The sequence below is a fragment of the Amycolatopsis saalfeldensis genome (assembly GCF_900110575.1).
Classification (GTDB): domain Bacteria; phylum Actinomycetota; class Actinomycetes; order Mycobacteriales; family Pseudonocardiaceae; genus Amycolatopsis; species Amycolatopsis saalfeldensis.
Window position 1 is genome coordinate 428,193 of the sequence record NZ_FOEF01000003.1, and the last position, 15,309, is coordinate 443,501.

Consider the following 15,309-nt stretch of genomic DNA (forward strand, 5'->3'; position numbering starts at 1 on the left):
CGGACCGGTGGTGCCCGGCGCCGAAGGAGGTCAGGCCATGTCGTTGTCCGACGACGCCGAGGAAGCCCGAGCCCAGGGCTGGCGCACCCTCGCCGCCCTGCACGCCCGGCTCGAGACCCGCATCGAGCGCGGCCTGCAGGCGGGGCACAAGCTGGGGGTGAGCGAGTACAGCGTGCTCGACCTGCTCAGCCGCCAGGACGGCTGGCACATGCGGATGCAGCAGCTGGCGCGCGCCGTGGTGCTCAGCCAGAGCGCGACCACCCGCCTGGTCGCCCGGCTGGAGAAGCAGGGCTACCTCGCCCGTTACCTGTGCGAGGACGACCGCCGCGGCATCTACACCGAGGTCACCGACGCCGGCCGTGCGCTGCTGGCCGAAGCCCGGCCCACGCACGACACGGCGTTGCGCGAGGCGCTGGAGGAAGCCGCCGAGATGCCGGAGCTGCGTTCCCTGGTCGAAGCCGTGACCCAGCAGACGCTGGCCCGCGGCTGACCGTCCTGGTCGCGAAACCCTTCGGGCAGACCACGAAGACGCCGGGCCGACGGGCTGGGACGCTGGGATCCCCGGCGAAAGGACGTCGCTCATGCGCTCGGCGAAGAAGCTGCTCGCGGTGGTCGCGGCGGTGCTCGTGGCCCTCGGCTCGGCGACCGGCCCGGCCGGCGCCGACGGGGTGAAAAAAGGGGTCAGCGCCGCGAATTTCGACGGTGTGACCACGGCGCTCTCGGACGTGCGGGCGGGCTGGTTCTACACCTGGGCGTCGGACCCGCAGGGCATCAGCGCGCCGCCGGGCGCGGAGTTCGTCCCGATGATCTGGGGCCAGGGCTCGGTGACCGACGCCCAGCTCGCGGCGGCCAAGGCCAACGGCACCACGCTGCTCGGGTTCAACGAGCCGGACCTCGACGGCCAGGCGAAGATGTCCGTCGACACCGCCCTGAGCCTGTGGCCGCGGCTGGAAGGCACCGGGCTGCGGCTCGGCGCGCCCGCCGTGGCGTTCGGCGGCGACGTGGCGGGCGGCTGGCTCGACCAGTTCATGAGCGGCGCCAGGGCCCGCGGCTACCGCGTCGACTTCATCCCGCTGCACTGGTACGGCGGGGACTTCTCCGCCGCGGCCACCGGTGAGCTCCAGTCGTACCTCGAGGCCGTGCACAACCGTTATCAGCTCCCGATCTGGGTCACCGAGTACGCGTTGACCGACTTCTCCGTGTCACCGCCGCGGTACCCGTCTTCGGCCGAGCAGGCCGATTTCGCGGCCAAGTCCGCGGCGATGCTGCAGGGCCTGTCCTATGTGGAGCGTTACGCCTGGTTCTCCCTGTCCACCACGACCAGCCCGACCGGGCTGTACACCGGCACCACGCCGAACGAAACGGGAGTCGCCTACCGCGCCGCGGGCTAGGCTCGGCCGCATGGATCTTGGGCTGACCGGCCGGACCGCCGTGGTGTGCGCGTCGACGCAGGGCCTTGGGCGCGCGTGCGCCGTCGAACTGGCGCGGGCCGGCTGCACGGTGGTGGTGAACGGGCGGACGGAGTCCTCGACCGCGCAGGCGGCCGAGGAGATCGCGGCCTCGACCGGGGCGGCCGTGGTCGCCGTCGCGGCGGACCTGAATACCCGCGCGGGGCAGGACGCGCTGCTCGCCGCCGCCGGCCCGGCCGACATCCTGGTGAACAACAACGCCGGACCGCCGTTCCGCGACTTCCGCGAGGTCGACGAGGAGGCGCTGCTCGCCGGGGTCAAGGCGAACATGGCCACGCCGATCCGGCTGGTCCAGCGGGTGGTGGACGGGATGGTCGAACGCCGGTTCGGCCGGATCGTCAACATCACCTCGGGCTCGGTGAAGATGCCGCTGGCCGGGCTCGACCTGTCCAGTGGCGCGCGGGCCGGGCTGACCGGCTTCCTCGCCGGCGTGGCGCGGTCGGTGGCCCACGCGAACGTGACGATCAACTTCCTGCTGCCCGGCTCGTTCGACACCCGGCGGCTGCGCGCGGGCCAGTCGGCGGCCGCGGAGGCGCAGGGGCTTTCGATGGACGAGGCCGCGGACCGGGCGCGGGCGGGCATCCCGGCCGGCCGGTTCGGCGACCCGGCCGAATTCGGCGCCGCGTGCGCGTTCCTGTGCTCGGACCGGGCGGGGTTCATCACCGGGCAGAGCCTGCTGATCGACGGCGGCGCGTACCCGGGCGTGCTCTGAACCGGCTCGAGGTCCCCGGTGGTGTCAGTCTCACTTCCCGGGACAGGCCCGGTGCGGGCGACTAAGTTGCGTGGTGCAACCGACTCGAAACGGGAGGCCTCGTGAGCACGACCACGTTCGCCGCGGTGTCCGCCGTGAAGCAGCGGTCCGAGCACGCCTTCGACGTCGACCTCAGCTCGCAGTGGACCATCGGCGGCCGCCCCAACGGCGGTTACCTGCTGGCCACGATCGGGCGCGCGGCGGGCGCCGTGGGGCCGCACCCCGACGTGCTCGCCGCCAGCGCGCACTACCTGCGCTCGCCCGAGCCCGGCCCCGCCGAGGTGGAGGTCGAGCCGTTGCGCGCCGGCCGCGGCGCGAGCCAGGTGCGCGCCCGGCTGCTGAAGGACGGCGTGCCGTGCGTCGAGGCGCTGCTGACCCTCGGCACCCTGCCGGCGGAAGGGCAGGCGCGCTGGGCCGGCGGCCTGCCCGACCCGCGGCCGACCGACCCGGACGGCGGCGTGCGCGTGCCGAGCCAGACCCCGACCGGGACCGCCGCCGCGATCTTCGACGAGGTCGGGGCCCGGCTGGACCCGGAGAGCGTCCGGACGTTCACCGAGGGCCCGCGCGGCGTCGGCGAGCTGTGGGGCTGGCTCACCCTGCCCGGCGACGAGCCGTTCGACCCGGTGTCGCTGCTGTTCGCCGTGGACGCCTTCCCGCCCGCCACCTTCGACATCGCCGCCAGCGGCTGGGTCCCGACCCTGGAGCTGACCGCCTACGTCCGCGCCCGCCCGGCCCCCGGCCCGGTCCGGGTACTGCACCGCGCCCAGCTCATCGACGACGGGCGCGTCGACGAATCGTGTTTCGTCTGGGACCGCACGGGGCGGCTGGTCGTGCAGTCCACGCAGCTGGCGGGCATCCGGCTGGACTGAGCTGGCTGGATTGAGCCGGCTGGGCTGCCCGGGTTGGCCGGAGTGGACTGCCCGGGTTGGGTTTACCCGGTTGGGCTGATTCGGCTGGACCGCCGGGCTGGGCTGCTCGGGTTGGTCGGGTTGGCCTGCCCGGGTTGGGCTGATTCGGCAGGGCTGCCCGGGTTGGGCTGATTCGGTTGGACCGAGTGCGCTGGATTGACCCGGTTGGGCTGATTCGGCCGGACCGCTGGGCTGGACTGACCCGGCCGGGCTGACCCGGCTGGACTGCCCGGCTGAGCTGGCTGGGCTGACCGGAATGACCCGGCCGGGCTGATCGCGCCGGACTGACCCGGCCGGAAAGCGTCAGTCAGCCGATGGTTTCCGGCTTCCCGGCGCCGAGCAGCACGCCGGTGACCCGGCCGTCGGTCAGTACCCAGGCGGCGTCGTGCGCGCCGATTCTCGCCGTGGCTGCCCGGTGGCTCTCGCCGAGGCCGACCGCGGGTAGCGGCTCCGTGACGTGGCCGGTGATCGAGTCCTCACGCCGGACCAGGCCGGCCGCTTCGGCCGCGCGCAGGCGGCGGACGTCGAGCGTGCCCGTGACCTCCGCGAACGCCGGTGAGCCCGTGACGCCCGGCCGCGGCACCGTCACCGCCCACAGCTCGCCCGGGCCGTCGTGGTCGAGGGCTTCGCCGGCCGAGGAGGTCGAGGGCAGCCACGAACACGGGCCCGCGGCTTCGGCGACGGTCGGCTCGTCCTCCACGTCTTCGAGGAAACCGAAGCCGCGCAACCATTCGTCGTCGTAGTACTTGGACAGGTACGAGCGCCCGGAGTCGGGCACGACGACCACCACGAGGTCGTCCGGCGTGAGCGTGGCGGCCAGCCGCAGCGCCGCGGCGACGGCGGTGCCCGCGGACGCCCCGAGCAGCAGCCCCTCCTCCCGCGCCAGCCGCCGGGCGGTGAGGATCGACTCGCGGTCGCCGATCGGCTCGACCACGTCCGGCACGCCGCGGTGGTAGGACTCGGGCCAGAGGTCCTCGGCGGTGTCCGGGTGCAGGTAGTGCCCGATGCTCTCGACGAAGTACGGGCTGCCGTCGCCGCCGGAGTACACGGAGTGGTCCGGGTCGGCGCCGATCACCCGGACGCGCCCGTCGCTGGCCTCTTTCAGGTAGGCCCCGGTGCCGCTGATGGTGCCGCCGGTGCCGATGCCCGCGACGAAATGGGTGACACGGCCGCGGGTCTGCCGCCAGATCTCCGGACCGGTGCCCTCGTGGTGCGCCGCGGGGTTGGCCGGGTTGTCGTACTGGTTCGCCAGCCAGCCGCCGCTCTCCTCGGCGATCCGCCGCGCGAGCTGCGAGACGTGCGCGGGGTCTTCCCGCGGCACCGCACCGGGCGTGACCACGACCTCGGCCCCGTACGCCTGGAGGATCAGCGTCTTCTCGCGGCTGCTCTTGTCCGGCACCACGACGGTGAGCCGGTAGCCGCGCTGCGCGGCGACGATCGCGAGGCCGATGCCGGTGTTGCCGGACGTCCCCTCGACGATGTGCCCGCCCGGCTTCAGCTCCCCGCTCCGCTCCGCGGCGAGCACCATCGACAGCGCGGCCCGGTCCTTCACACTGCCGCCCGGGTTCAGGAACTCGGCTTTCACGTACACCGGCGCTCCGGCTTCGGGCGCGACCCGCGCGAGGCGGATCAACGGCGTGCCCCCGATCGCCTCGAGCACCGAATCGAAGGCGTCCACGTCGGTTTCAGTCACCGTGCCAGCCTAGCCGTCTTCGCGCCCCGGCCGCAGCTTTGTGCCAGCGTGCCATTGTGCCTGCGGGCAACGGCCGTTTTCCCAGCGCCCGGAATTCGTTGACGCGCCGGGAGGACCGCGGAAACCATCGGGTCCTCACCCCCGATCGGAACGGAGTCCATTGTGGTCACTGCGGAGAAGGGCGCCGCGGAATGGCTGGCCGTGGCGAAGGACGTCGCGGACAAGCTGGCGGTCGACGCGGCCGAGCGCGACCGGGCGAACGAGACCCCGTATGCGGAGGTCCGGCTGCTGAAGGAAGCCGGGCTGGTCACCCTTCTCGGCCCTCCGGAGCACGGTGGCGGCGGGCAGAGCTGGGACACCGCGTACCGGGTCATCCGGGAGGTCGCGCGCGGCGACGGCTCGATCGGCCAGCTGCTCGGCTACCACTACCTGTGGGCGTGGGCGGCGCGGCTGGTCGCGACCGAGGCGCAGATCGCGGCCGTGGAAGAGCTGTACACCAGCGAAAACTACCTCTTCGGCGGCGCGGTCAACCCGCGTGACGGCGATCTGGCGATCGTCGAGGACGGCGACGAAATCGTCTACAATGGACGGAAATCGTTCTCCACCGGCAGCAAGGTCTCGGACCTGACGGTGCTCGAAGGCGTGCTCGACGGCACCGAAGACCACATCTTCGCGATCGTCCCCTCGGCGCAGGAGGGCATCGTCTTCCACGACGACTGGGACAACATCGGCCAGCGGCTCACCGAATCCGGCAGCGTGTCGATCACCGGCGTGCGCGTGCCGTGGGCGAGTGCCGCGGGCTACGTCGACAAGGAATTCCGGCCGCTCACCTACAACACGCTGAACGTGCCGGCCATCCAGCTGGTCTTCGCGAACTTCTACCTCGGCATCGCCCAGGGCGCACTGGAAACGGCGGCGGCCTACACCCGCGGTCACACCCGGGCGTGGCCCTACGGCGGCGACAACAAGGAATCGGCCGCCGAGGAGTGGTACGTCCTCGACGCTTACGGTGACCTGCAAGCGAAACTGTGGGCCGCGGAAGCGCTGGTGGACAAGGCGGGCGCGGCGATCTCCCGCGTGCTGCACGCCCCGCGCGAGGAGCTGACACCGCAGGCGCGCGGGGAGATCGCGGTGCTCATCGCCGCCGCCAAGCAGCGGGTGATCGACACCGGGCTGGAGATCGGCACGAGGGTCTTCGAGGTCACCGGCGCGCGGGCCAGCGCGTCGAAGGTCGGGCTGGATCGCTTCTGGCGCAACCTGCGCACGCATTCCCTGCACGACCCGGTCGCGTACAAACGCCGGGAGGTCGGCGCGTACACGCTGCTCGGCGAATTGCCGGAGCCGACCTGGTACACCTGATCACTCCGGTGCCGCGCCGTCGGACCTGGGTTTTTCCCGGAAAGCCGGGTTCGGGGCGCAGGCTGCGGCGGCGGCGCCTAGGGTGTCGGCCATGGCCGATCGTGCGCTGTGCCTGGAGCCGGTGGAGCTTTCCGGGCGGGAGCGGTCCGTGCTGCGGAGCGTCGCCGCCCGTGGCTCGGGATCGTCGCTGAGCTGTGAGCTGGAGGCCGGGCACGGCCACGAGCACGCGGCGTCCGTCGAGGACGGGTGGTGGCTGCGCTGGTGGCCGGGCCGCCGGGTGCTGGAGAGCCGCGCCGCCTGCGCGATCGCGGCCGACGGGGGCGAACGCTGCCGGGTGCCCGCCGGACACGAGGGCGGGCACTCGTTCGACCTCGCGGTGTTCCCGGACGGTGACGCGGCGGATCAGGTCGTGGCCGACGCCGGGTGGCGCGGCGGTCGCCGGTAACGTTGCCTCACATGCGTGAAGGCTTCCAGGACGACCTCGGCCGGCTCCACGGCCGGCTGGCCGCGATGTCCGAGGGTGCGGCGGAGGCGATGCGCGGGGCGACCCGGGCACTGCTGGCCGCCGACCTGCGGCTCGCCGAACAAGTGATCGGCGCCGACAGCGAGCTCGACGACCTGCGCTCCTCCTGCGAGGAGGAGGCGTACTCGCTGCTCGCCCTGCAGTCACCCGTCGCCGGTGACCTGCGGATGGTGCTCGCGGTCGTCTACTGCGCGGAGAAGATCGAGCGGATGGGCGACCTCGCCGCACACGTCGCCAGCATGGCCCGCCGCACCCACCCGGACCGCGTGGTCCCCGCCGAGCTCGAGCCGGTGTTCCGCGAGCTGGGCGAGGCCACCTCGCACATGGCCGACCGCGTCGCCGAACTGGTGCGGACCGGCGCCAAGGGCGGCCACGCCGAGCTGAGCCACGAGGACGAGACCGTCGACGCCCTGCACGCGCGGGTCCTCGCCACCATCACCGCCGAGGGCTGGGAGCACGACCAGCGCACGGCCGTCGGCTTGACGCTGGTGACGCGGTTCTACGAGCGATTCGCCGACCAGACCGTCTCGGTCGCCAAACGCCTGGACTTCGCCGCGACAGGCGATCTGCCCGCCTGACGCGCTGGACGTCCTGGCCTCAGCCCGGCCGCGGGGGCCACTCTTGCGGCCGTGGCCGGGGAAGCGGCGGCTGCTCGGGACGGGGCCGGACCGGCCGGTGCGCCGGCTGCTGCTGAACGGGACCCCGGCGAGGCCCTTGGGCTGCTTGTGGTGGGGTCTGCGCCCGGAGCCGGGGCTGAGGCTGAGGCCGGGCTTGCGCTTGGCCCCGCAACTGCGCGGGTGGCTGGGGCTCGCGCCGGGCCTGCAGTTGAGGCTGGGCTTGTGGCTGTGGCTGGCTCTGCGGCTGGGGTTCGTGCTGGGCTTGCGGCTCGCGCTGGACTTGCGGTTGCGGCTCGCGCCGGGCCTGCAGCTGCGGCTGGGCCTGCGGCTGCGGCTGGGCCTGCGGCTGCGGCTCCTGCTGGGTTTGCGGCTGGCGCCGGGTTTGCGGCTGCGGCTCCTGCTGGGTTTGCGGCTGGCGCCGGGTTTGCGGCTGGGGCTCGCGCCGGGCTTGCGGCTCCTGCTGGGTTTGCGGCTGCGGCTGGCCCTGTGGCTGGGGCTCGCGCTGGGCTTGTGGCTGCGGCTGGACTTGCAGCTGCGGCTGGGCTTGCGGCTCGCGCTGTGACCGTGCCTGGGGCTGGCGCGGCGTGTGGGCCTGCGGCTCGCGCGGTGGCTGGGTTGGTGACCGACGCTGCGGCTCGGACTGGCGGGGGTCCGGTGACTGCGGCAGGCGCGGCTCGGGCAGCGGCCGTGTCCGGCGGTCACCGGCGGGATTCCGGCGCCTGGCCGCGGGGTCGCGGCGCCTGTCGGCTGGGAGGTGTTCGCCCGGCTGTCGCCCGGTGGGGACGCGGCCGATCAGCTCGGTGCGGTCGTCGGGTGGGTAAGGCTCAGCCGTCTCCGCGGGAGTGCCGAGCAGCCGCCAGGGCACGCGGCCGGCGAAGCGGTCGACCAGGTCCGTCGCGCGATCGAGCGCGAACCGGTGTGCCAGCCACGCGAAGGCCGCGCCGAAGAAGAGCCCGCCCAGCACGTCGTGCGGGAAGTGCGCGCCGACGAACACCCGCGAGAACGCCATGAGCGCGGCCAGCGAGAAGAGCCACGGCATCGCCCGCCGCCAGGCGTAGACGGCGCCGAGGGCGGCGGACGCGGCGACCACCGAGTGGTTGCTCGGAAACGACCAGTCCCCGGGATCGGGGCACGTGCCGATGTAGGCGGTCACCGGCAGCCCGCGGCACGGCCGTTCCTCGTGGACCATGGTCTTGAGGACCTCGCTGAACAGGTACGCGGCCACCGTCCCGGCCGGCGCGAGCAGCGCCAGGGCCATCCGCTCGGCGGAGCCGCTCGCGCGCGCCCGCCACCACAGCAGCGCGAACAGCGGGATGACCAGCACCAGCCCGTACTTCGTGTAGGCCAGCAGCAGTCCCTGAACGAAGCCGGGGCTGTGGACGCCGAGGCTGGTGATAGCGTCGTACAACCCGCTGCCGGAATTCGACGCGTGACTCCACGCAGTCGTCATTCAGCTCTCCTTCACCGTCTGTTCGCCTGGCGGCCATGCCGTGTTCAGCTGAAGATCAGGAGGTTACGACCTCGTGATCAAGCTCGGCGCAGCGGGGTTCCGTCCACTGTGGACGACGTGAAGCGACGGTGTGGTGGAGCCGCGGGGGATCAGGCGCGACCGTGCTCCGGGGAGCGCCCCGACGGCGCTCCCCGGAGGCCGGTCAGGAGCCGACCGCGGACGGGGCCGTGCGGGTGGCCGTCAGCAGCCCGGCCAGGACCCGCCCGAGGGCGAAGCGGCCGGGGCCGGTGAAGACCAGGATCAGCAGCGTCCAGCTGAACAGGGCGGCGGCCTCGCCGCCGTTCTGGATCGGCAGCGCGCCGTTGGCCACGTGGACGGTGAAGTAGGCGAAGGCCATCGAGCCGGAGCCGATCAAGGCGGCCGACCGGGTGCCGATGCCGAGGCAGACCAGGGTGCCGCCGACGAGCTGGATCAGCGCCGCCCACCAGCCGGGCCAGGTGCCGACCGCGGCGGGCCCGTGCGCGCCGAGCACGCCGAAGATGGTCTTCACGCCGTGGCAGGCGAACAGGAAGCCGATGACGATGCGGAAGAGCCCGATCGCGTGCTCGCGGGTCGCGTCCAGCCGGTGCATTTTTCCTCCACAAAGGACAGTGAACGGGGTACCGGCCAGTGGGACTTCGCCGCCGGTCGGGTGACGGTGGTCAAGTGGTCCAGACCAGTGGTCCGGTCAGCGCTGAACGGACGCGGTTGTGGTGGGAACACTCAGATATACCGGGCGGGCGCCGCGGCTCGATACCTGCGAAAGTCCTGTCTCGACTGGTGAATTGCCGATACTTCGACGAAACACAGGTGACCCCTGCCCGGGTACGGCAGGGGTGGCGTCAGGCCGAGGTGGCCGGGGCGAGCAGCCGGTAGCCGGCGTTCGCGGAGAACTCCGCGGTGAGCGCGTACCGGTCGCCGCGGACCAGGGTGTGCCGCCATTCGACCGGGCGCCCCTTGGTGTGGCTGAGCCGGTTGATGGAGAACGCGGCGACGTCGTGGGCGCAGTGCAGCTGGTTGCGCTCGGCGGCGGTGGGGATGACCGCGTGCACGTCCTCGCGGCCGTGGTCCATCCGGATGCCGGTGCGCCGCGAAAGCTCGGCGTATAGCCCGGTGTGGGTGAAGTCGGCCTCGAGCAGCGGCGCGGCGAGGTCGGCGGGCAGCCAGACGCGGTCCAGTGCCAGCGGCTCGTCGCCGGCCAGCCGCAGCCGTTCGAGGTAGACGAGCGGGGTGGACGCCTCGAGTTCGAGGCGCTCGGCGACCAGGGCGTCGGCGCGGGTGTCGAAGGCGCGCACCACGCTGTGCTGAGTGAGCCCGGCGGCCTCGACGGACGCGAAGAGGCTGTACAGCGCGCCCATCGGCACGGTGATCTCCGGCGGCGGCGCGACGCGGGGCTGACGGCCGCGCTCGGCGACGATCACCCCGTCGGCTCGCAGCTGGCGCAGGGCTTGGCGCACCGTGTGCCTGCTCACGCCGTACTCCTCGACCAGCGCCAGCTCGCCGGGGAAGCCGGCGGCGAACTCGCCGGCATCCAGCCTGGTCAGCAGCTCCTGCTGGAGCTGGCGCCAGAGCGGGTCCGGGCCGACCCGGTCGAGCGTCCGTGCGGCCATGTCACCCTCCCCGCTCCGCTGTGTCGCTTCCCGGTGACTCTACCGCTGGTCGTATGTCCGGACATGCGCTAACGTAAATGTACGTACATTTACTCGAGCAGGGAGGGCGCGATGACGGCGACCCAGGAGACCCCACCGGCGCCGGCCGTGGGGCGGCCGCCGGTCCGGGGGGTCGCCGGGCTCGTGGTCGCGCTGCTCGTCGCCGGGGTCGCGACGGCGCTGGGCGCGCTGGTGCCGATCGTCGGCGGGCCGGTGTTCGGGATCCTGCTGGGCGCGCTCGCCGCGGCCGTCGTGCCGGCCCTGCGCGCGCCGCGGTTCGAGCCCGGGTACGCGGTGGCGGCCAAGCCGGTGCTGCAACTGTCCATTGTGGTCTTGGGCACCGGGCTTTCGCTGCAGCAGGTGGTTCGCGTCGGCGGTCAGTCGCTGCCGGTCATGCTGGGCACGCTGGCCGTCGCGCTCGGCGGGGCCTGGCTGCTCGGCCGGTGGCTCGGCGTGCGCGGCGACACGCAGATCCTGATCGGCGTCGGCACGGGCATCTGCGGCGCCTCGGCGATCGCCGCCACCACGGCCGTGATCAAGGCGAAGCAGGCGCAGGTCGCGTACGCCATCGGGACGATCTTCACTTTCAACATCGCGGCGGTGCTGCTGTTCCCGCCGCTCGGGCACCTGCTCGGGATGAGCCCGCACGCGTTCGGGCTGTGGGCGGGCACGGCGATCAACGACACCTCTTCGGTCGTGGCCGCTTCCTTCGCGTACGGCGGCGACGCGGGCTCGTACGGCCTCGTCGTGAAGCTCACCCGCACGCTGATGCTGATCCCGATCGTGATCTTCCTGGCGGTCCGCACGGCCCGCCGCGACGCCCGCCTCGCGGCCGCGGAACGCGGTGAGGAGAGTGCCGGTTTCAGCCTGCGCGCCATGCCGTGGCGCAAGATCGTGCCCCTGTTCCTGATCGGCTTCATCGCCGCCGCGACGCTCGACAGCCTCGGCGTGATCCCCGAGTCCTGGCATCCCGCGCTGTCGGCGCTGGGCACATTCCTGATCACCACGGCACTGGCCGGCATCGGGTTGTCGCTGCGGCTCGCGGACATGCGCCGGGCCGGGAGCCGCCCGCTGCTGCTCGGCGCGCTGCTGTGGGTCGCGGTCGCGCTGAGCAGCCTCGGGTTGCAGGCGCTGACCGGCACCCTCTGAGCTGTTCACTCGGTCACCGAACTATCTTTCCCGCTCTTCGTGGAGTTATGGTGACAAGGTAGTTCTGTTGAAGAACGAATTCGGAGGTGTCCGGCGTGCTGCTGGAAGAGCGGCCCCGGCCGCGGGTGGTGCGGGAGCACCGGAACGCGGGCTGGTTCGCGGTGGGCGCGGTGTGCTTCGGCGCGTTCATGGGGCAGCTCGACGCCAGCATCGTCACGCTGACGTTCCCCGCGCTCCAGTCCGAGTTCGCGGCGCCGCTGGCCGCGGTGCAGTGGGTGTCGCTTGCGTACCTGCTGAGCCTGGTCGGGCTGCTCGCGGCGGTCGGGCGGATCGCGGACGCGGCCGGGCGCAAGCTCACCTACGTCTACGGCTTCGGGGTGTTCACCGCGGCGTCGATCGCCTGCGGGCTGGCCCCCGGGCTGGGCTGGCTGATCGCGTTCCGGGTGCTGCAGGCGGTCGGCGCGGCGATGCTGCAGGCCAACAGCGTCGCGCTGGTCGTCACCAGCGTGCCGGCCGCGCGGCGCCGCGCCGCCCTCGGCGTGCAGGCGGCCGCGCAGGCACTCGGCCTGGCGCTGGGCCCGGCGGTCGGCGGGCTGCTGGTGAACACGGCCGGGTGGCGCTGGGTCTTCCTGGTCAACGTGCCGGTCGGGGTGCTCGGCCTGATCGCCGGACGGCTGCTGCTGCCGCGCACCCGTGAGCGCACGCCGCTGGGCCGGTTCGACGGCGCCGGGGTCGCGCTGCTGGCGACGTCGACGACCGCTGTTCTCCTGGCGTTGTCCGGGCTTTCCGGCCTGCCGCTGCCGGTGCCGCTGCTGGTGGCCGTCGCGGTGCTCGCCGCGGGCGGGTTCGTCTGGCGGGAGGCGCGCGCGAGCAGCCCGGTCGTGCGGCTTTCGGTGCTGCAGCCGCGCGCGGTGTCGCTCGGCCTGGTGGGCGCGATGTGCGGGTACCTCGTGCTGTTCGGGCCGTTGACGCTGCTGCCGCAGATCGGCGGCGCGCGGGGTTCGACCGGGCTGATGCTGACCGCGCTGCCGGCGGGGTTCGCGGTCGCCGCGCTGGCCGCCGACCGGGTGCTGCCACCGGCGTTCACCACCCGCGCGCGCTCGGTGCTCGGCGCGGCCGTCGCGGTGGGGGGCTGTCTCGCACTGCTCGGCGCGAGCGGGCCGTGGACCGGGGTGTCGCTGTTCGTCGCGGGGCTGGGTCTGGGACTGTTCATCCCGGCCAACAACGCGTCCATCATGGGCGCGGTCCCGGACAGGATGTCGGCGACCGGAGGAGGACTGGTGAACATGGCCCGTGGGCTGGGCACCGCGCTGGGTGTCGCGCTGGTGACGTTGTGCCTCCATTTCGGTGGGTCGGCTCTGGCTCTCGGTGTGCTCGCCGCGGCGGGGGTGCTCGCCGGTGTCACGGGCGCGCTGGTCCGGGGGACCGCGCGGTGACCGACGAGACGGCGCTGGCCGAGGTCGTCGCCCGGCTCCGGCGGGCCATGCGCCGCGCGGCGCGCAGCGCGGACCCGGACAACCCGCTTTCGGTCGCGCAGCTGGAACTGTTGTCCTGCATAGGGGAGAACCCGGGCGCTCGGCCGAGCCGGCTGGCGCAGCTGCTGAAGCTCGCGCCCAACTCCGTCACCACCATGGCCAACGGCCTGCGCGCCCGTGAGCTCGTCACGAGGACCGGCGGCGGCGAGGACCGGCGGACCGTCGCGCTCGCGCTGACGCCCGCGGGCGAGTCCGCCGTGCGGCAGTGGCAGGCGCACAACGCGGAAATCCTGCACGCGGCGACGGAACGGCTGCACCCGGCCTGGCAGCACCTGCTCACGGCGTCGCTGCCCGCACTGCGCGAACTCGTCGCGGCGATCGACGATCTGGTGGAGGATTAGGGAAAGGGGAGTGCTCACCGCTTTCCCTTTTCAAGGTATAGCGCACCGGGGGGCTTGCCGCAAGACCCGGGTGGTATCGCAGAATCGTCGTCCTCAGCCGGAATTCGGTGAAAAGGGGAGCCACGAGTGCGAGTGTTGTTGTCGACGTACGGGTCGCGCGGGGACGTCGAACCGCTGCTGGCGCTGGCGGTGCAGCTGCGGGCGCTGGGAGCGGACGTGCGGGTGTGCGCGCCGCCGGACTTCGAGGGGCTGCTGGCCGGGGCCGGGGTGACGCTGGTGCCGGTGGGCCCCTCGGCGCGTGAGCTGACGAAGCTCGCCCCGCCGCCGTCGTCCCTGCCCGAGCGCGCGGCCGGGGTGATCGCCGCGCAGTTCTCCGCGATCCCCGCGGCGGCCGGCGACTGCGACGCAATGGTGGCGACGGGCATGCTGCCGGCCGCGGCGGGTGCGCTTTCGGTGGCCGAGATGGTGGGCATTCCGTCGGTGTACGTGAGTTTTCAGAAACTGGTGCTGCCCTCGCCGGACCACGCGCCGCTCGCGTACCCCGGCCGGCCGTTTCCGCCGGGGGTGCGCGACAACCGGGTGCTGTGGGAGCTGGATGCGCTGAGCGTCGACGCGTTGTTCGGGGAGGCGTTGAACGGGTGCCGGGCCAGGAATGGGCTGCCGCCGGTGGACCACGTGCGGGACTACGTGATCGGCGCCCGGCCCTGGCTGGCGGCGGACCCGGTGCTGGATCCGTGGCCGTCGGCTTCGGACTTGGCCGTCGTACAGACCGGCGCCTGGTTCCAGCCCGACGACCGCCCGCTCCCGGCCGACCTGGAAGCGTTCCTGGACGCCGGCGCGCCGCCGGTCTACGTGGGTTTCGGCAGCATGCCCATGCACAGTGCGGAAAATCTGCCCCGGGTGGTCGTCGAGTCGGTCCGCGCGCAGGGCCGCCGCGCGATCGTCTCTCACGGCTGGGCTGACCTGTCCCCGGACGCCGACGACTGTTTCGTGCTCGGCGAGGCCAACCACCAGGCGCTGTTCCCGCGCGTGGCCGCCGTCGTGCACCACGGCGGCGCGGGCACCACCTCGACGGCCACCCGTTCCGGCACGCCCCAGGTCGTGGTCCCGCAACTGGCCGACCAGCCGTACTGGGCGCGCCGCGTCGCGGACCTGGGCATCGGCGTCGCCCACGACGGCCCGGCGCCGACTCTCGAGTCTCTGTCCAGTGCGCTCCGGACGGCCCTGCTCCCGGAGTTCCGCGCCCGCGCCGCCGCGGTGGCCGCCACCACCGGCGCCGACGGGGCAGCGGTGGCGGCCGGGCTGCTGGTCGAGATGTCAGCCGGGAGGGTGTGCGCGTGCCGGGGTGACTTCTGGCGGTCCTTGAGGCCGGCCGGGGGGTGAGGTCGGCTGGTGGATCCGCGGGGTCGGTGGGGGAGGCGCTTGTGTCCGGGTGGATTCGGCGGGCGAGAGGGTCGGCTGGGGGTGCTGGCCTGCTGGACGCGGCCGGGTGCGGAGGCGTGGGGAGGCGTGGGGAGGCGCGTGTGCCCGGTGAATCCGGTGGGTGCGGGGGGTCGGTGGGGAGGCGCGCGTGTCCGGTGGGTGCGGGGGTCAGTGAGGGAAGTGTGCGTGTCCGGTGGGTGCGGGGGTCAGTGAGGGAAGTGTGCGTGTCCGGCGGGCGCGGGGATCGGTGGGGGGCGCGCGTGTCGGGTGGGTGCGGGGGTCGGTGAGGGATGTGTGCGTGTCGGGTGGGTGCGGGGGTCGGTGAGGGAAGTGCGCTCATCCGGCGGGTGCGGGGGTCAGCTGGGGCGAAGCGCGCGTGTCCGGGCGGATTTGGCGGGCGTGGC

General features: G+C 73.2%; 15 protein-coding genes. 11 read left to right on the top strand and 4 right to left on the bottom strand.

Annotated elements, in window-relative coordinates; all coding sequences use genetic code 11:
- The first annotated feature begins 37 nt into the window (after positions 1 to 37).
- The 4 genes from BMY97_RS09625 to BMY97_RS09640 all read left to right on the top strand — a co-directional run bounded on the left by BMY97_RS09625 (position 38) and on the right by BMY97_RS09640 (position 3,089).
- Positions 38 to 490, top strand: coding sequence for a MarR family winged helix-turn-helix transcriptional regulator (locus BMY97_RS09625; RefSeq protein WP_091615607.1), 453 nt, complete (start codon positions 38 to 40; stop codon positions 488 to 490).
- Positions 491 to 581: 91 nt separating this feature from the next.
- Positions 582 to 1,391 carry a glycoside hydrolase family protein gene (locus BMY97_RS09630; protein WP_091615610.1) on the top strand — a complete coding sequence of 270 codons (810 nt, stop codon included), beginning with the start codon at positions 582 to 584 and terminating at the stop codon, positions 1,389 to 1,391.
- 10 nt (positions 1,392 to 1,401) lie between these two features.
- The gene (locus BMY97_RS09635) at positions 1,402 to 2,181 is read left to right on the top strand and encodes an SDR family oxidoreductase (protein WP_091615614.1); all 780 of its coding nucleotides are present in this window, start codon (positions 1,402 to 1,404) and stop codon (positions 2,179 to 2,181) included.
- A 101-nt stretch (positions 2,182 to 2,282) separates the two neighbouring features.
- Positions 2,283 to 3,089 (top strand): thioesterase family protein, encoded by an 807-nt coding sequence (locus tag BMY97_RS09640; RefSeq protein WP_091615616.1) that lies wholly within the window; start codon positions 2,283 to 2,285, stop codon positions 3,087 to 3,089.
- Between the two features lie 346 nt (positions 3,090 to 3,435).
- On the opposite strand, the gene BMY97_RS09645 is transcribed toward BMY97_RS09640, so the two are convergent.
- Positions 3,436 to 4,806, bottom strand: a complete 1,371-nt coding sequence (locus tag BMY97_RS09645; protein ID WP_091615619.1) for a PLP-dependent cysteine synthase family protein — start codon at positions 4,804 to 4,806, stop codon at positions 3,436 to 3,438.
- Between the two features lie 177 nt (positions 4,807 to 4,983).
- Between BMY97_RS09645 and BMY97_RS09650 the strand changes: the two genes are divergently transcribed.
- The 3 genes from BMY97_RS09650 to BMY97_RS09660 all read left to right on the top strand — a co-directional run bounded on the left by BMY97_RS09650 (position 4,984) and on the right by BMY97_RS09660 (position 7,281).
- Entirely contained in the window at positions 4,984 to 6,180 is a 1,197-nt protein-coding gene (locus BMY97_RS09650) for an acyl-CoA dehydrogenase family protein (protein WP_245787238.1), read from the top strand.
- 91 nt (positions 6,181 to 6,271) lie between these two features.
- Positions 6,272 to 6,625, top strand: coding sequence for a hypothetical protein (locus BMY97_RS09655; protein WP_091615624.1), 354 nt, complete (start codon positions 6,272 to 6,274; stop codon positions 6,623 to 6,625).
- Between the two features lie 11 nt (positions 6,626 to 6,636).
- Entirely contained in the window at positions 6,637 to 7,281 is a 645-nt protein-coding gene (locus tag BMY97_RS09660; RefSeq protein ID WP_091615627.1) for a phosphate signaling complex PhoU family protein, read from the top strand.
- 19 nt (positions 7,282 to 7,300) lie between these two features.
- Here the strand turns inward: BMY97_RS09660 and BMY97_RS09665 are convergent, their stop codons facing one another.
- The 3 genes from BMY97_RS09665 to BMY97_RS09675 all read right to left on the bottom strand — a co-directional run bounded on the left by BMY97_RS09665 (position 7,301) and on the right by BMY97_RS09675 (position 10,419).
- Complete coding sequence (locus BMY97_RS09665; RefSeq protein ID WP_091615629.1) at positions 7,301 to 8,770, bottom strand: phosphatase PAP2 family protein; 1,470 nt, start codon at positions 8,768 to 8,770, stop codon at positions 7,301 to 7,303.
- A 202-nt stretch (positions 8,771 to 8,972) separates the two neighbouring features.
- Positions 8,973 to 9,401, bottom strand: a complete 429-nt coding sequence (locus tag BMY97_RS09670; RefSeq protein ID WP_091615632.1) for a DoxX family protein — start codon at positions 9,399 to 9,401, stop codon at positions 8,973 to 8,975.
- 250 nt (positions 9,402 to 9,651) lie between these two features.
- Positions 9,652 to 10,419, bottom strand: a complete 768-nt coding sequence (locus BMY97_RS09675) for a GntR family transcriptional regulator (RefSeq protein ID WP_091615635.1) — start codon at positions 10,417 to 10,419, stop codon at positions 9,652 to 9,654.
- A 111-nt stretch (positions 10,420 to 10,530) separates the two neighbouring features.
- On the opposite strand from BMY97_RS09675, the gene BMY97_RS09680 reads away from it, so the two are divergent.
- From BMY97_RS09680 to BMY97_RS09695, 4 genes are all read left to right on the top strand, one after another.
- The gene (locus BMY97_RS09680; RefSeq protein WP_091615638.1) at positions 10,531 to 11,607 is read left to right on the top strand and encodes a YeiH family protein; all 1,077 of its coding nucleotides are present in this window, start codon (positions 10,531 to 10,533) and stop codon (positions 11,605 to 11,607) included.
- A 95-nt stretch (positions 11,608 to 11,702) separates the two neighbouring features.
- Positions 11,703 to 13,043 carry an MFS transporter gene (locus BMY97_RS09685; protein ID WP_091616276.1) on the top strand — a complete coding sequence of 447 codons (1,341 nt, stop codon included), beginning with the start codon at positions 11,703 to 11,705 and terminating at the stop codon, positions 13,041 to 13,043.
- A complete protein-coding gene (locus tag BMY97_RS09690; RefSeq protein ID WP_245787239.1) occupies positions 13,040 to 13,483 on the top strand; it encodes a MarR family winged helix-turn-helix transcriptional regulator in 444 nt (147 codons plus the stop codon). The genes BMY97_RS09685 and BMY97_RS09690 overlap by 4 nt, the downstream gene beginning before the upstream one ends.
- A gap of 126 nt (positions 13,484 to 13,609) precedes the next feature.
- Positions 13,610 to 14,866 (top strand): glycosyltransferase, encoded by a 1,257-nt coding sequence (locus BMY97_RS09695; protein WP_091615641.1) that lies wholly within the window; start codon positions 13,610 to 13,612, stop codon positions 14,864 to 14,866.
- The last annotated feature ends 443 nt before the right edge of the window (positions 14,867 to 15,309 follow it).

What these genes read in the sequence shown, in the direction of transcription:
- BMY97_RS09625 (WP_091615607.1), top strand. Translation starts at nt 38, where the DNA reads ATGTCGTTGTCCGACGACGCCGAGGAAGCCCGAGCCCAGGGCTGGCGC.
- BMY97_RS09630 (WP_091615610.1), top strand. Translation starts at nt 582, where the DNA reads ATGCGCTCGGCGAAGAAGCTGCTCGCGGTGGTCGCGGCGGTGCTCGTG.
- BMY97_RS09635 (WP_091615614.1), top strand. Translation starts at nt 1,402, where the DNA reads ATGGATCTTGGGCTGACCGGCCGGACCGCCGTGGTGTGCGCGTCGACG.
- BMY97_RS09655 (WP_091615624.1), top strand. Translation starts at nt 6,272, where the DNA reads ATGGCCGATCGTGCGCTGTGCCTGGAGCCGGTGGAGCTTTCCGGGCGG.
- BMY97_RS09660 (WP_091615627.1), top strand. Translation starts at nt 6,637, where the DNA reads ATGCGTGAAGGCTTCCAGGACGACCTCGGCCGGCTCCACGGCCGGCTG.
- BMY97_RS09665 (WP_091615629.1), bottom strand. Translation starts at nt 8,770, where the DNA reads ATGACGACTGCGTGGAGTCACGCGTCGAATTCCGGCAGCGGGTTGTAC.
- BMY97_RS09670 (WP_091615632.1), bottom strand. Translation starts at nt 9,401, where the DNA reads ATGCACCGGCTGGACGCGACCCGCGAGCACGCGATCGGGCTCTTCCGC.
- BMY97_RS09675 (WP_091615635.1), bottom strand. Translation starts at nt 10,419, where the DNA reads ATGGCCGCACGGACGCTCGACCGGGTCGGCCCGGACCCGCTCTGGCGC.
- BMY97_RS09680 (WP_091615638.1), top strand. Translation starts at nt 10,531, where the DNA reads ATGACGGCGACCCAGGAGACCCCACCGGCGCCGGCCGTGGGGCGGCCG.